Annotated in this window: 12 protein-coding genes and 1 pseudogene; 1 reads left to right on the forward strand and 12 read right to left on the reverse strand. The window is 37.8% G+C overall.

From position 1 onward, the window contains the following. Positions 1 to 5: 5 nt before the first annotated feature. The 6 genes from RMZ41_RS00600 to RMZ41_RS00625 all read right to left on the reverse strand — a co-directional run bounded on the left by RMZ41_RS00600 (position 6) and on the right by RMZ41_RS00625 (position 6,701). Complete coding sequence (locus RMZ41_RS00600; protein ID WP_322643522.1) at positions 6 to 1,754, reverse strand: carbamoyltransferase; 1,749 nt, start codon at positions 1,752 to 1,754, stop codon at positions 6 to 8. A 216-nt stretch (positions 1,755 to 1,970) separates the two neighbouring features. After that, a complete protein-coding gene (locus tag RMZ41_RS00605) occupies positions 1,971 to 3,158 on the reverse strand; it encodes an acyltransferase (RefSeq protein WP_322643523.1) in 1,188 nt (395 codons plus the stop codon). Positions 3,159 to 3,349: 191 nt separating this feature from the next. Then, the gene (locus tag RMZ41_RS00610) at positions 3,350 to 4,072 is read right to left on the reverse strand and encodes a class I SAM-dependent methyltransferase (RefSeq protein WP_322643524.1); all 723 of its coding nucleotides are present in this window, start codon (positions 4,070 to 4,072) and stop codon (positions 3,350 to 3,352) included. A 63-nt stretch (positions 4,073 to 4,135) separates the two neighbouring features. Continuing rightward, positions 4,136 to 4,903 carry a glycosyltransferase family 2 protein gene (locus RMZ41_RS00615; RefSeq protein ID WP_322643525.1) on the reverse strand — a complete coding sequence of 256 codons (768 nt, stop codon included), beginning with the start codon at positions 4,901 to 4,903 and terminating at the stop codon, positions 4,136 to 4,138. A gap of 21 nt (positions 4,904 to 4,924) precedes the next feature. Then, complete coding sequence (locus RMZ41_RS00620; protein WP_322643526.1) at positions 4,925 to 5,827, reverse strand: aldo/keto reductase; 903 nt, start codon at positions 5,825 to 5,827, stop codon at positions 4,925 to 4,927. A 13-nt stretch (positions 5,828 to 5,840) separates the two neighbouring features. Continuing rightward, positions 5,841 to 6,701, reverse strand: coding sequence for a hypothetical protein (locus RMZ41_RS00625; protein ID WP_409874687.1), 861 nt, complete (start codon positions 6,699 to 6,701; stop codon positions 5,841 to 5,843). A gap of 320 nt (positions 6,702 to 7,021) precedes the next feature. Between RMZ41_RS00625 and RMZ41_RS00630 the strand changes: the two are divergent. Beyond that, positions 7,022 to 7,141 (forward strand): annotated as a pseudogene (locus tag RMZ41_RS00630) (IS4 family transposase); the annotation flags it as partial. Between the two features lie 66 nt (positions 7,142 to 7,207). Here the strand turns inward: RMZ41_RS00630 and RMZ41_RS00635 are convergent. The 6 genes from RMZ41_RS00635 to RMZ41_RS00660 all read right to left on the reverse strand — a co-directional run bounded on the left by RMZ41_RS00635 (position 7,208) and on the right by RMZ41_RS00660 (position 14,853). Continuing rightward, positions 7,208 to 8,377, reverse strand: coding sequence for a glycosyltransferase (locus RMZ41_RS00635; protein ID WP_322643528.1), 1,170 nt, complete (start codon positions 8,375 to 8,377; stop codon positions 7,208 to 7,210). A gap of 182 nt (positions 8,378 to 8,559) precedes the next feature. Further along, a complete protein-coding gene (locus RMZ41_RS00640) occupies positions 8,560 to 9,333 on the reverse strand; it encodes a phytanoyl-CoA dioxygenase family protein (protein WP_322734442.1) in 774 nt (257 codons plus the stop codon). A gap of 178 nt (positions 9,334 to 9,511) precedes the next feature. Then, entirely contained in the window at positions 9,512 to 11,341 is a 1,830-nt protein-coding gene (gene asnB / locus RMZ41_RS00645) for an asparagine synthase (glutamine-hydrolyzing) (protein ID WP_322643530.1), read from the reverse strand. Positions 11,342 to 11,464: 123 nt separating this feature from the next. After that, a complete protein-coding gene (locus RMZ41_RS00650; protein ID WP_322643531.1) occupies positions 11,465 to 12,646 on the reverse strand; it encodes a glycosyltransferase in 1,182 nt (393 codons plus the stop codon). 101 nt (positions 12,647 to 12,747) lie between these two features. After that, complete coding sequence (locus tag RMZ41_RS00655; protein WP_322643532.1) at positions 12,748 to 13,869, reverse strand: glycosyltransferase family 1 protein; 1,122 nt, start codon at positions 13,867 to 13,869, stop codon at positions 12,748 to 12,750. A gap of 6 nt (positions 13,870 to 13,875) precedes the next feature. Further along, entirely contained in the window at positions 13,876 to 14,853 is a 978-nt protein-coding gene (locus tag RMZ41_RS00660) for a phytanoyl-CoA dioxygenase family protein (RefSeq protein ID WP_322643533.1), read from the reverse strand. Positions 14,854 to 14,859 lie beyond the last annotated feature (6 nt).

Raw genomic sequence — 14,859 nt, forward strand, 5'->3', positions numbered from 1 at the left:
TTCACCTATACTTTAGATTCTGATTTAATATCTTTGCGTTCTACATAATAGGAACCCAAAACCAATGCATCCATGTGAGTTCTCAAAAAGCACTGAATCGCTTCTGTAGGTGTCCGAACAATCGGTTCATTTTCATTGAGAGACGTATTTAAAACGATGGGAATACCAGTACGTTGAGCAAAGGTATTAATCAAATCCCAATAGAGGGGATTGGTTTGGCGGCTGACACTTTGTAAACGTCCAGTACCATCAACATGGGTGACAGCCGGAATTTGCTCTCTTTTTTCAGGACGGATTTTAAAGACTTTTTCCATAAATGGCGCTGGTTCATCAACCTCAAAAAATTCCCCTACCCGTTCTTCCAAAATACTGGGAGCAAAGGGACGGAACTTTTCCCGGAATTTGATTTTCAGGTTGATAATATCCCGCATATCAGCACGACGCGGATCGGCGAGAAGGGATCTGTTACCCAAAGCCCTAGCAGCAAACTCCATTCTCCCTTGGAACCAACCGACTACTTTACCTTCACAAAGCGCGTCAACAACATGGTGTAGCAGTGCTTCCCGATCTCGGATTTGAGGTTGCAAATCGTGCGCTTGCAATGCTAGTAAGCATTCTTCATCAGAAAATTCCGAACCCCAATAAGCATGATCTAAAACAAAATTACGTGGTTGCTTGAGTAGATGATTCCAAATAAAGAAGGCTGCCCCAATTGATGTACCATTGTCAGCAGCACCCACTGGAATATAGATATTCTTAAAGGGAGTATTTTGAGTAATCTTGCCATTAGCAACAGAATTCATTGCTACACCACCCGCTAAACAGAGATTTTCACTCTTGTAGCGATCGCTCAATCGGTTAATTAAATGAAAAATGATTTCTTCCGTCACCGCTTGCACAGAAGCAGCAATATTCTGATGCTTTTGGGTAACTTCTGATTTAGAATTTCGCGCCGGCCCCAATAATTTTTCTAATTCTGGGCTGTGGAAAGGTTCAACAATGGGCGCTCCATCTTCCCACTTCATGGCAATACCTTGCTCATGGTGATTGAAGTAATCTAAATTCAACTCAAAACTATCACCTTTAGGATAAATAATTCGCCGAAACGCTTCCAAATATTCTGGTTCACCGTAAGGTGCTAATCCCATCACCTTATATTCATCACCATAAGCAGGAAAACCTAAGTAAAGGGTGATGGCGTTGTAAAGATAACCAATGGAGTGAGGATAGTGAGTGCGATCGAAGTATTCTAAATGATTTCCTTCACCAGCAGCTGCTAAAGTACTCACAAAGTCTCCCATACCATCAATAGACAAGATGGCTGCTTTTTCAAAGGGTGAAATGAAAAAGGCGCTGGCTAAGTGAGTTGTATGGTGTTCCAGGTTATGGATTGTAGCCCGAATCTCTTCAGGTGTAGAATAACAAGCTTCTGCTAACTGTTGCTTAAGACTTGTAGATTTACTTTGTTTGTTAAACCGATCTAAAAGTGATGATAAGGAAGGACGTTGTTTGAGAGTAAAAAGGAGTTTACGATTTAGGTTAGCTTTGGGGTTAAAAGATACTGCCACATGATCCAAGTCTGCTACACTAATGCCACCAACTTTTAAGCAATAGCGAATAGATTCTGCGGGAAATCCAGCCCAATGTTTAACTCTATTAAACCGTTCTTCTTCAACTGCGGCAATCAGTTGTCCATCTTGGACGAGAGAAGCTGAAGCATCACCGTGGTAAGCGTTAATTCCGAGAATATTCATAATGATTAAGTTAAAGTTTGAACAGTTGAAATATTTAAATCGATCGGATACTAAAAATTGTGTGGAATATTATTATGGGCAAGCAGTGCTTGAAATATTCAAGTTATATTTAAGTAACATTTTATTTAGTTACTCAAAATTCATTACATTAGTTTTTTTATCATAAGATGCTCTCTTTAAAAACTGCAACAAAAATGTATAAATACTAGAATTGGATTACCTTGTTCTTGAAAGAGCGATTTTTAAGTAGTTTCTAATCCGAGGTGTGTTTTTCTCAGTTAATAAGTATACGATTCTTGCGTATAAGAGAGTTATTAATAATAATATCAAAATATAGCAAAAGTGCTGAGTGTCAGGTTGCCATCTTTCATCCTTAATTATCAAAGATAGAATGAATATTAAAAATGGGAGATGCGTCAAATAAATTGTGTATGAAAAGTTAGAAATCCAAAGTGAAATTATGCTAATAACATTTTTATTTCCTTTTTCTTGTTGAAAAGACATTACTAGAATTAGAATAGAAACAACAATTCCTAAAATCAAATCACTATGGCTATTAAGGACATTAATTCTAATCGCTATTAGAGTCATTATAACCAAACTATATGCTAATAATAAAAAATACAACTGATATTGCTGTGGTAATTTTCTATTTGGAAAAATTAATAAAACTAAGCTCCCTAATAACCATATTAAGAACCCTTCATCACTCCTAAGTTTCATCCCAAAAAGTAAAAATAAAAAAACAACTGTATAGATAAGACATTGATTAAATCTTTGCAAATTAATAACTACCAGCATCATAACTGGAAAGGTTATATAGTACCATAACTCGTGGCTTAGACTCCAAAGTGCTGCGTTTGACCCTAAGGTAGGAAAGTAAATATTTTGTAGGAAAAATACATTACCTAGAAATATAGAGGGGCTGATACTATTTACAACTGGTTGAACAATAATATTTGTGCCCAGATGACCTGAATAAACAATAGACTCTCCTTGGCTGAGGAAGTTACCTGCTAGATCCCAAGTAAGACCGAGGAGTAATGCTGGTATTAAAACAATCCACAGTCGTGATAGACGAGCTATCAGATATGATTTCCAGGTAAATTTATGTTGTTGTAACGTCTTGAAAACTGAGTTACCAATCAACAAACCACTGAGAACAAAGAAACCAATAACTGCTTGATGACCAAAGCCAGTTATAAAATAGAAAAATTTTACGAAAAGATTGGTTTGAATAGAAATCTGGTTATAGTCAACAAAGTATAAATTTCTAAGATGACCAACAAGAACTTCGATAGTTGCGATCGCTCTTAAAAAATCTAGTCCTATAGATAGTTTGCTATCACGTTTGATTTCAGCTATGGAGAGTTTGTCTAACAGTCTAAAACTTTGATTAGTCATTACAATTTTTCATACTAAAATAGACAAATTGCTAAAAGAGTTTCTGGTAGCATCTTGGACAAGACAAGTTGAAGCATCACCTCCAGAGTCGAACTCAATCCTAGTATGGTTCCAATCTATCGGCTTGCTTAGGTGCGCCAATAAGACAAATTTTGAAGATTATTTTTACATCAGCAGCACTGTGTCTTTGATTATTTGACTCCCAGTAAAGCGACATGGCTTGCTGTTCTGTAGAGATTCATTCCTGCACCGTTGGTATTGAAAAGATGCACACTCTGGCAATGATGTCTAATTTGTTTATAGTTATTAAAAACTGAGTAAGAGTAAGTTAGCCCATCGCCTTCTAAGATAGTGTACCCCTTCCCTTTAGTTTTGATGAAGTCCGCAAAACCCCATAAGCCAAAAGCGTTTATTAGTTGTTTGATGAACCTAGCCGATGGTGAACCTTGCCCAAAATTATTAGAGTCTGATATGAATATTGCTTTATTGGCAACTCGTAGCATTTCAGATACTGCTGTTTGGGATTTTTTAATGTGGTGTAATACTCCAAATTCACACACTAGATCAAACTGTCCATTATCAAACTTAATCTGAGTTGCATCACCATTAATTAGTTCGTCCCGAGATAAACCATTTAAATATCCTATTTCCCTCAATTCCTTAACTGGCTCTATGCCAAGTATCTGGATATTAGGCCGTTTTTTCTTAACGTAGTTTAATACTCGCCCTGTTCCTGAACCAACATCCAAAATAGACTGAATTTCAAGGTAATCTAACGCTGCTACCATCAGACTTAATGCCAGAAAGTGTTCGTCCTTTTCGTTTTCGTTAACGTGGACTTTGTTGTACTCATAGGCTGTTTCGGCGTAGTAGCGTCGCTGCAATTCGATTTCTTGTTGTTCTGCGAAATTCATAGGTTATTTAATATTTAAATTTGATAGGTATAAGTTCAAAAAAACACTTCCAAATTCCAACATTTAATTTGGAAATTTTTCGGCTTCTATCAGCCTAATTGCTAGGAGAATTTCTGCAAGTACACGCTGTAATGCATAATACCATCCATGCCAGCCGTCTAGAATACCACCTTTGAGGATCAGGCAATAAATTAAAATGATGAAGGGAGCGAGGATTTTTTGTTTACGGATGCGATCGCCTAAACTGAGTTGACTTTCTGGAGTTTGTAGTATTTTTTTAGCTTCAATCACCATATAGCGATCCTGCGCCCACAACCAACGGCTGAGGGGTTTACGGTCGTCATGGTAAATACAAGCTAAAAGTTCTCTAGAATCTCCTTCTACAATTACGCGATGTGCGTGTCCATCATTTTGGTAAATCGCTTTTTTTCGCTGATATAAAACTTTACGTGGTGGTAATAATGTACCGCGTAGAGGTTTTCCAAATATACAGTATTTAAATGGCACAATATAACTATTAATTTCAATTTCTTCTGGTAAATATTGAATTTCATCAATTAATTCTTCACTGAGAATGTAGTCAGCATCTAGAGAGAGAACCCAAGTAGTATCAATTTTTGATAAACCATAATTACATTGATTGGCAAATGAGTCAAATTTTCGATAGAAGACTTCAACTTGAGGATAATTTTGCAGAATTTCTCCAGTATCATCATCACTATAGCTGTCAATAACAATAATCTTGTTTGCCCAAGTCAGGCGATCGATGACGCGATGAATATTTGGGGATTCGTTGTAAGTAAGGATGAGAGGAGTAATTTTCTCTAGCATAGATGCCTTAACATTATTAGCCTAAATCAAAATATCGATAACATCATTCCGAAATGCGGCTACAGTTTCAGGAGAGATTTGTGCAGCTAGAACGGCGGCGCGACTGTTGGCTTGGATGTGATCGGATGTAAACATTGAGGCAATCACGACCTCACAAGTAATAGTTTCGTTAAGAGTGGCAAGCATTTGAGCAAAGAGAGTTATTATATCTGCTTCATGAGTGGGATTTAACTCATGAAGATTTTGCAGAAACCGGAAAGGAGAGTGAACAAAGAAGGAAACATGGTGTAGATGCTGCGGTAAGGCAAATAATTCTGAACACATGGGAGTTTGAATCACGGATTCCTCAAGCAAGCCAGCTTCATCTAAATGCTGTAGTCCAGCTAGTAAATCGCCTTCAATGCTGAAGCCATAACGTCGAATTTTACCCAACTTTTGCATCTGCTGAAACCATGTTACAACTGCTTCTAATCCTGATCGCTCAGGTTGATAATTATGAAGCAACAGAACATCTAAAAAGTCTGTGCGTAGTGCTTTCAAGCTTTGTTCAAAGCTGAATCTCAGGGTTTCAACATCGTAGATGTGAGTCGGCTGAAAACTATTAGCTGCAATCTGCTTGACAAGATGACGACTTGCAGGTAGAAAATGGTAAATGGGACGACCGATCGCCTTAGCAAAAGACTTTAGTAGAGATCGGCGTGTGGGGAGAATACCACATTTACTAACGAGTGTGTAGCTCTCACGGGGATGCTGAGAGAGAAAATTACCCAGTAATTCTTCGGCTTCACCCCAACCATAGGAGCGCGCTGTATCAAAGTGACGAATGCCTGATGTATAAGCCTTATCTAAAGCTGTCCAACTTTGGCGCTTACTAATGCGACCGAGGATCGGTGCAGTGCCAAAACCTAAAGAATAATATGTCATCAATAATATGTTGTTATGAGTAACGTAACTGTAACATTAGGCGATCGCTTGTCTTGGGTGGCAGGGCTTTATGATAGCAAGAAGCATCTTCAAAAAAGCCAGAGCCGGCTGTTCCAGTGATAACTTCTATACGCTCCGCGCCATAGCAACTCAATGCCTGTTCATCCATCAAGCGCGCAGATCCCAAAAGTTGCTGTAAACGCTTTTGCCGATGGCTACCACTGATCAACACATGGGCACCAGAGTCAGCATCGGTATCTAGAAGATAGAAGTTGACATACATGAAGTTTAGACCGTGGACATCATAATGATACTGAATCGTCTGATACACTGCTTCTCTTTCGGTTTGGGGTAGTTGGTTGGCAAAGCTCCAAAAAAACCAGCTAGAAACTTCTCGAGGAGCATAGCCCAAGTAAGTAGTAACAACGTTCAGTAAAATGGGGGAAGCTGCCAAATCTTGGATAGATGGTAAATCGGATGAGTCGATAATGGTGGCTATCGCCACTGTCTGCCGTAGGTTAGGATCGGCTACAGCATCCGCTAAAGTGAAAACTCGGCGGCTTCCAGAAGCAACCAAAGATCGCTGAGAAGCAGCCTCTATTAAGGATTGCTGAGTGTTTTCACTTAATCGCAGTCCACTAGAAAAAGCAGTCTGACGAAGAAATGTGATGTGGTCATCTTGAGAGCGATCGCTAAATACAGTATCTTTCTGACTTTTATCTAAGACTTTATAGTTAGTTTGATAGTTGTCACACAGCAGTAGAGTTTGTCGATCTAACTTAACAGCTTGAAGAGTTTTGCGTATGAAAGAATAGCTGCGACGACATTGATAGAATCGACCCAAAAGATATTTTAAACCGTTAAAATTATTCAATAAAAACTTCATTATTCAACCTATTTTTTACATATTTAGTTATATGATTCTCCATATTCAAATAGAGTAACTGCCACAATATTTTCTGCTAATATTTGCTTAAGCACATAAGATTATCTATGTCATATATCAACTATACTAATTTTCATTATCAGGCAATAAATCCAATTTGCCCAATTACCTAGTTGATTTTTTATGATTTACGTTTCATTGGTAAAATCAGAGTAAGGATTCAGGTAACAGAGTATTGACAAAGGGGACAGTTGAGGTGGAGTATCACAAATATGAACCAAAACCTGCCTCAAGAACTGAATCCTTACCTTTTATCGATACCCAAACAATGGGGATATACACTATTAGATAAATTCCGTTATTTACAATCATGTATGTGTCAAAAAATCAGTTATGTTCATTGGCTTGAGGAGATGATGTTTTGTTGACTATTTTTGGCTTTTTAGAATTACTCTAACCAAGTATGTAAAGTTTTGTATCAACATTCAACATTTCTACTTAATAAGTTTCGTATATATCTCCATGAGATTTTCCGCAATCCGATTCCAGGTATAGTTATCCAGAACTAACTGACGAGCGCGATCGCCCATATCTTCAGTTTCTAGGGTATGAGTGAGATATTGTTCAACAGCTTTAGCGATCGCTAACACATCCAATTCGGGAACGTAACCAAGCTGATTTTGTTGCACAACAGCAGCTAAAGCCACACCAGGAGTAACCAAGACGGGAACACCGACAGCTAAAGCTTCTAAGACAGCTACTCCGAAATTTTCCGAGTAGGAGGTGAGGACAAATAAATCAGACCCTTGTATGAATAAGTTTTTTGTCTCTCCTGCAACAAATCCAGTCAGATGGGTGCGATCGCGAATGCCATTTGAAATTAAAAGAGACTCAATTTCCGCTTCGTACTCTTTGGAACCACTGCCTGCAACAACAAAGGTGAAACGGTAATTAGTGAGTTTCCCCAAAGCTGGGATGAGATAGTCTAGTCCTTTTTTGGGATGTAAGCGTGACAAAAATAAAATTATTGGTTCATCTACTGAGACTTTTAAATGTTCTCGAAGTAGAGAACGAGCATTAGGGATAGCAGAAGGAATAGACAGCCCGTGGGGTAGAACAAAGCTAGGAGGGCTAAGAGCTAAACGAGAAACTTCTTGCTGTTCTTGTTCAGAGGTAAGGTGAAGTGCCTGAGAGTGGTTGAGGTTAGCCCGTTCGATCAAGTTGAGATATATCTGTTTTTTGCGGGCACTTTGCTGAAGCGACCATTCGCACAGTTGTCCTAGTGGGCGAATAATGTAAGGAATGCCTTGAAGACGAGCGATCGCCATTGCCACCGTAGAAGCATAGGAAAATATCGCATGGACATGTAACAAGTCATACTTAGCAGCATTTTGCCACAACCATGTTGTTAACTGACTAGAAAAGGCAAATTCTCTTATGAAGTTAACTTTAGGAGAAAAGCGTGAAAAAAACCGAACTGGTACTTGCTTATACTCTATAAGCTTACCAAGAGGTACGTCGAATAAATCATTGCCATTATCATTAGTAGTGACGATTTCAGTATCAATGCCTAAATTTCGTAGTGCTTTAACTGTCTCCACAACTGCTTGACTAGGCCCACCTCGTACTGATGCTACTGAAGGAATAATATGCAGGATTTTCATGTCATGTTTATCCAAAACTTTAACGTTTTGAACTAGTACAGTAGGGCAAAAATAACCAGACAGTTCTAAGCTAGCAAAAAATTGAACTCTCAGCCCCTAATATTCCAAATAAAGAGTAAATCAAGATAAAAATTTATTTACTCTTTATTTGCATGACCACAGCTAGTCCTACTGCATTAGCATTAGTTTAAATATATTCTATTGATGTAAGTATCAAATTGACTGTTTTCTGGATATGATCTTAAGGGAATTTTCGGGCCCAATGGTAATGCTGATAAGGTGTAAGTAATCGCTACAATTAACCGATCCTTGTTTTTAGGAACGAAAGAGCGGTGAAGTACGTAGCTATTTTCAAGCCAAGCCAAGCCTGCCTCACCAGTAATTTTTATTAGGTTATTTACTATCGGAAAATCAGGATTGCTAATGTCTAAATCTCTCGTTTTAGGTGATAGTAACCATGTATGGGATTTTTTAATAAATGCATGACATCCAGAATTTTCGTCTACATCAGTTAAATATATAAATAACTTAATTTCTGACCAGTCATCGACATCTCTATGAAATTCTCCGGGATGTGTTAAATATCGGTCATTTAAATTTGCTTCAATCTCAAAGCCAGACAATAGCCACCAAATTTGCATCAAAGAAATTGTTGGCTTTGCTCCAAATCTATCCTCTATTATGCTTAAAACTCTTGTTTCATTTGCCAGATCCAAGAGATGAGGAGTATCAATTATGTCTTCTGGTGTATAGTAGGCATGAATACAGGATTTATGAGCAAATCTTGGTACATTAAATCTACCATTTTCTGGACGATGACGATCAAAGCATAATTTCGGAGACAGATATGACTTCATTTCCTCAACTTGAGTCTTCGTCACAAAGTTGTCTAAGACAACTAACCCATCTTCTTGGAAGATTTTAATATTTTTTTTAGTCTCAATATCAATTTTCAAATTCTGAGTTTTCGGTAGAAAGTAGGAAAATAAATTTGCGATTAATCTCCTGTATTTGGGATTTAAAATGAGCAGTTGAAAATAGTATAATGCCCATTTATAATCAGTCAAACCTTGTTTGATTAATCTGATATACCTATTTATATTATTTTCCATTACTAGAATATTATGGAGAGAATTATAATCCAGCAATTTCATTCCACCAATGGTGGAAAATCGCTAAACTCCAATTACGATACCATAATATTAGGCTAATATTTGCGCCTAGTTCATGATTAGGAAAATAATCGTTCCAATCTTTCTCTATCCACTCTTGAAAGGGAAAAAAGAATCCTCGTTTGGGACGATTAAGTACGCAACTTGGTAACTCAGGAACTGCCTGAATTAATAACTGTTTACCGGGTGCAAGACGCATTTTACTGGGAATAGATGCGATCGCTTCTAGTAAAGTGCGATCCACTAAGGGAACTCGTAATTCTAACCCCCATGCCATACTCATAACATCGCTATCTCGTAATAGCTGATTACGCATATAACAACTTAGTTCTAGTCGGCTCACTTCGTCTTCTAAAGAAGGAAGACTTGTTGATACGCTTGTACTTTGAAAAACCTCCTTCTCCCATATAGGAAAGGGTGATGGCAGTTGATCCCATGAATCTTTGAAATAGTGCTGAGTAATTTTCCAGGCTTCTCTTTGGGAGAAAATTCCCCTAAAACTACGGTAAGCTGCTGTAGTTGTCGGTTTTTGCTGTAAAAAGTCTCCTAAACGCTTGATTCGTGGTGATTTGCCCCAAGATGCTAATCCCTTACCAATGCCAGTACTGATGGGTTGAATTTTCTGGAGTTGCTGACCCAATCGCACCATCTTTGGCACTTGTTGAAATGTTTTATAACCGCCGAATAACTCATCTCCTCCTAATCCAGATAAAACTACTTTAGTCCCATCTTTGTGAGCGACTTGGGACACACAAAAAGTATTGAAGCCGTCGATACTGGGTTGATCGATACTTACTAAAAACTTCGGTAATAGTTCTTTTCCTAACGATGCCGTAACTTTATATTCCGTATGGTCTGTGCCAAATTCCTGAGCAATTTTTTGGGCAAGTTCTCCTTCATTCCACTCATCTTCTTCAAAAGCAATTGAGTAAGTGCGTAAACTCCCTTTCTGAGTTTGACGCGCTAAGGCAACAATTGAGGTTGAGTCAATTCCACCACTCAGAAAAATCCCTACTGGTACGTCGCTGATAAAGTGATGTTTGATAGAATCAATCAGAGCATTGCGAACTTTTTCTTTAGCTTCTGTCAGAGAAATTTCTTCAGAAGTAAAGTTAATTTGCCAATATTGTTCTTTTCTGAGATTACCTGCTTGCCAACGTAACCAATGTCCAGCTTCTAAACAGTGAATCCCTGCAATGAGAGTGTGAGGTTCTGGTACTGTTCCACTAACAAGATAGCCATATAAACCCTCTGGATTTAAGGCAATGCTAGGTAATTTTGATGCTAAAACTGCCCTAAGTTCTGAGGCAAATATTAAAGTTGAGCCAGATTGCCAATAGTATAAAGGTTTAATTCCTAAAGGATCACGGGCAATAAAGCAGGTTTGTTCTTGATTATCCCAAATAGCAAAGGCAAACATTCCCCGCAAATTGCTTACACATTCTGCCCCTTGCTGCTGATAAAGTTTAAGAATAACTTCAGTATCTGTTTGTGAATAAAACTTCTCGCCTTTTGCTTCTAGAGTCTGTCGTAACTCCAAAAAATTGTAAATTTCCCCATTAAAAGTAATCCAATAGCGTCCATCAAGTGTAGACATCGGCTGATGTCCTGCGGTACTGAGGTCAAGAATAGAAAGGCGAGTATGAGCAAAAGCAACTTCTCTATCTGGAGAGATATAAATTCCTTGATCGTCAGGGCCACGATGCTGTAGAGCAATTTGCATTCTCAGCATCAATGTTTCTAAGCTATTTTTTATTTCAGTTTTCGTTAAAATTCCGGCAATGCCACACATAAAAGATAATATAATTATTAAGCGGTTTTAATACATTCAATAATTTTTCAAAAACAATCCTGCTCAATTTTACCAAATAGCTAAATTGCTGTAGTAAATTTATTGAAATTGATCTTACTATTTTCAATAATTATGATTTAAAATAATATATTGATAAATCTCAACCATTTTGGCTGCAACTTTGTCCCAAGTATATTGTTCTCTAATCACTTGACGAGCGCGATCGCCCATATCTTTAGCTTCTTGAGGATGAGTGAGATATTCTTCAATAGCTTTAGTGATCGCCAGCACATCCAATTCTGGAACGTAACCCAATTGGTGTTCTTGAACTACAGAAGACAAAGCTACACCAGGGGTAACAAGGACGGGAACACCCACAGCTAAAGCCTCTAAAACTGCTAAACCGAAATTTTCGGCGTGGGATGTCAGGACAAATAAATCCGAACCTTGGATAAAGAGGTTTTTTGTCTCTCCAGTAACAAATCCTGCAATATAGGTGCGATCGCGAATACCATTTGAAACCAGCGCTGACTCAATTTCCGCTTCATACTCTTGCGAACCACTGCCTGCGATCGCAAAGGTGAAACGATGATGAATAAGTTTGCCTAATGCAGGGATAAGATAGTCTAGCCCTTTTTTAGGATGCAAACGGGATAAAAATAAAATTATTGGTTCATCCTCTGGTAGGTTGAGATGTTGTCGAAGTAGAGAACGGGCATCGAGAATCTGGGGCGGGTGAGAAAGTCCGTGTGGTAAGACAAAACTGGGGGTACTAAGTCCCAATTGAGCAACCTCTTGCTTTTCTAATTGGGAGGTAAGGTGGATAGCTTGAGAGTGGTTGAGGTTAGCTTGCTCGATTAGCCTCATGTAAATTTGCTTTTTCCAAGCGCTTTGCTGCAAAGACCATTTGGATAATAAACCATGTGGAATAACAATATATGGAATATTTTGCAGACGAGCGATCGCCATTGCCATCGTCGATGCATAGGAGAAAATAGCATGAATGTGTAAAATGTCGTATTGGTAAATATTATCCCAGAGCCATGCTGTTAACTGCCAAGAAAAGGCGTATTCTCTGACAAATTTTATCGAGGGTGAAAAGCGAGAGAAAAACCAGATTGGAACTTGTTTATATTCAATGAGTTTTTTTAAAGGAACATCAAGTAAGTAATCGCCGTTATCGTTAGTCGTGGCAATCTCAACATCAACATTATTAGCTCGTAATGCCTTAACCATATCCAGAACAACAAGGCTTGGCCCACCCCGTACTTGAGGAACAGAGGGAATCACGTGGAGAACTTTCATAGCGGATATCCGCAGCACAATCTAGTAAGATGCACCATTTAAGCTGTTGAAAAAAATTTAATAACAATAAAATTAAATTGTTTTTACTTTATTGTCATATTTCATTTTTCATTAATGGCTTGCTCATAAAGTTTAATATACTCGGAAATCATTTTCTCTGCTGAGAATTTTTGAGAATTTACAAATCCTTTTGCTTTCAGCATTTTTAACGTGGGTAGATTACGAATTATCTTTTCTGCGGTTTCTTTCGGCCGATCCGGTTCTATGTATATAGCTGCTTCTCCTCCTACATCATTCATGGGGGAACGGTTAGATGTAAAAACAGGACAACCACAAGATTGAGCTTCTATGATTGGCCAACCAAAGCCTTCATAGAGGGAAGGGAAAAGTAAAGCTGTAGCAGAAGAATAGATAGCTCTGAGGTTTTCGTTATCAATTTCTACTAACTCTATGACCTTTTGCGTTATATTATGCATTTTGATAAACTGACGCATTTCCTCAGTCATGGATTTACCTACCATGACTAGATGAAATTCTGGCTGTTGGAGTTGTAGAATTAGTTGATAAAAGATTGATAAAACTCCTAACCTATTTTTGTACCAGTGGTTTGCCCCTACATGCAAAATAAATTGACAATTTTGAGGAATTCCCAAAGCTTTTAAACGCAGTTCAGATTCTGTAACTGACATAGGGGTGTATGGATAGTTTAAACCCATAGGAATAACAGATACAGCACTCTTAGAGAGAGAAGAAAGGCGTAAAACATCACTTTTAGTCTGTTCTGAAACACAAGCAACTTTATGCCCTTGGTTGAGTCCCCTCATCACCATTTGCTGGAATTGTTTACCAGTCCATCCAGTGCGATATTCAGGAAATTCCCCCAAACCAGAACGAATTGGAAATAAATCATGGCAAGTAATGACGTGGGGTGTATTTCCCAAATATTTTACGTAAACTGCATTCCCCTGATCGCAGATGTGAACTATATCTGCCCAAGATAATGCTCGACGCAATTGTGCTGGAAATAACACAAATTTATCGATATAACCTAACCATTTCTTGAGCGAATTTGGTGATGAAACAACTTTGCCAAACCAAGGATTTGGGCGAATTATTCGGACTTGATGCCCAAGTTGGGTTAAGTAATTTTCTAACATAGAAGCAAATATATCCATACTTTGGATTGCATCTAGTTGATAATTACCTATCAACAAAATTTTCATTAATTACTATATCTTTGTTTTTTCCTTAGAGTACTTTGATTTAAAATGCCAGAGGAGTCGCTTGGCATTAATTACTGCTTCAGCAGGTAATAAAGATTTTAGTATGTTTTTATTAAGAGCTTCTACTGTCTTGGGTAACAACTGTTTTTGTAGCTCCAAAATATCTTGAAGTTTCATAGTAGCGATTGATGTATTAGGAAAAGCTGGGTAGTCTCTCTTAAAACCAAATCCGAGGTAATCCATCACCTCTGGAGTCAGATTGTCAAGGTACTCAGTATTCACTATATTTTTTTCACCATGTCCGACATTTTCACTACCAACCTGATCGACTTGAAAAAGCAAGGTAGTTCTGTTATATGTTTTATCTTGAAAAGGTTCGGCTCTATGTATTCCGTGGATATCACATAAGATCAGACTTCCCTTTCGCATGGGAAATGTTAGTATATCTTTGCTATATGTTTTGTCGATATAGCTATCGCTCAGATAAATTTCGTGGCTATATTTGCGAGACCATTTATGAGAGTCTTTTATATATTGAAAGGCATTTTTTTCAACATCAGATAAATAAAATAAAAACAACAGACCTGGCATATTATGCTTTTCGGATAATTGCTTACCAATCTGACGATTATTATCTGTATGCCAAGGCATGTGGGAATTTTGAGATGTTTGATAAACTCGATGATTAGTTAATTTATAATCATCGCTAAAATATTCTTTGCATACATCTAAAACTTGTCTAGAGGTAATTACATCGTATGTTTTTTTAGAGCCAGCTAAACAATGAGTAAAAAATTTGATGTCTTGAGCAGTAACTACACCAACATCATTATTATTCAGCAATATTTGATTGAAGTTAATTTCTTGAAGTAGTTCTTCAACATACTGGGGAGTTAACGCTTCTTCAAAAGCAAAGTATCCCTTGGTTTTGAGATCGTTAACGATTTCGCTAGTACTGAACTTAATAAAATCTGGATTAAACATGGTTGA

Origin of the sequence: Nostoc sp. DedVER02, assembly GCF_034530675.2 — a bacterium.
Taxonomy (GTDB): domain Bacteria; phylum Cyanobacteriota; class Cyanobacteriia; order Cyanobacteriales; family Nostocaceae; genus Nostoc.

Bases quoted from the DNA above. Each gene is read 5' to 3' on its own strand.
- asnB (WP_322643530.1), bottom strand. From the start codon at position 11,341: ATGTGTGGCATTGCCGGAATTTTAACGAAAACTGAAATAAAAAATAGC.
- RMZ41_RS00655 (WP_322643532.1), bottom strand. From the start codon at position 13,869: ATGAAAATTTTGTTGATAGGTAATTATCAACTAGATGCAATCCAAAGT.
- RMZ41_RS00635 (WP_322643528.1), bottom strand. From the start codon at position 8,377: ATGAAAATCCTGCATATTATTCCTTCAGTAGCATCAGTACGAGGTGGG.
- RMZ41_RS00615 (WP_322643525.1), bottom strand. From the start codon at position 4,903: ATGCTAGAGAAAATTACTCCTCTCATCCTTACTTACAACGAATCCCCA.
- RMZ41_RS00600 (WP_322643522.1), bottom strand. From the start codon at position 1,754: ATGAATATTCTCGGAATTAACGCTTACCACGGTGATGCTTCAGCTTCT.
- RMZ41_RS00610 (WP_322643524.1), bottom strand. From the start codon at position 4,072: ATGAATTTCGCAGAACAACAAGAAATCGAATTGCAGCGACGCTACTAC.
- RMZ41_RS00650 (WP_322643531.1), bottom strand. From the start codon at position 12,646: ATGAAAGTTCTCCACGTGATTCCCTCTGTTCCTCAAGTACGGGGTGGG.
- RMZ41_RS00620 (WP_322643526.1), bottom strand. From the start codon at position 5,827: ATGACATATTATTCTTTAGGTTTTGGCACTGCACCGATCCTCGGTCGC.
- RMZ41_RS00605 (WP_322643523.1), bottom strand. From the start codon at position 3,158: ATGACTAATCAAAGTTTTAGACTGTTAGACAAACTCTCCATAGCTGAA.
- RMZ41_RS00660 (WP_322643533.1), bottom strand. From the start codon at position 14,853: ATGTTTAATCCAGATTTTATTAAGTTCAGTACTAGCGAAATCGTTAAC.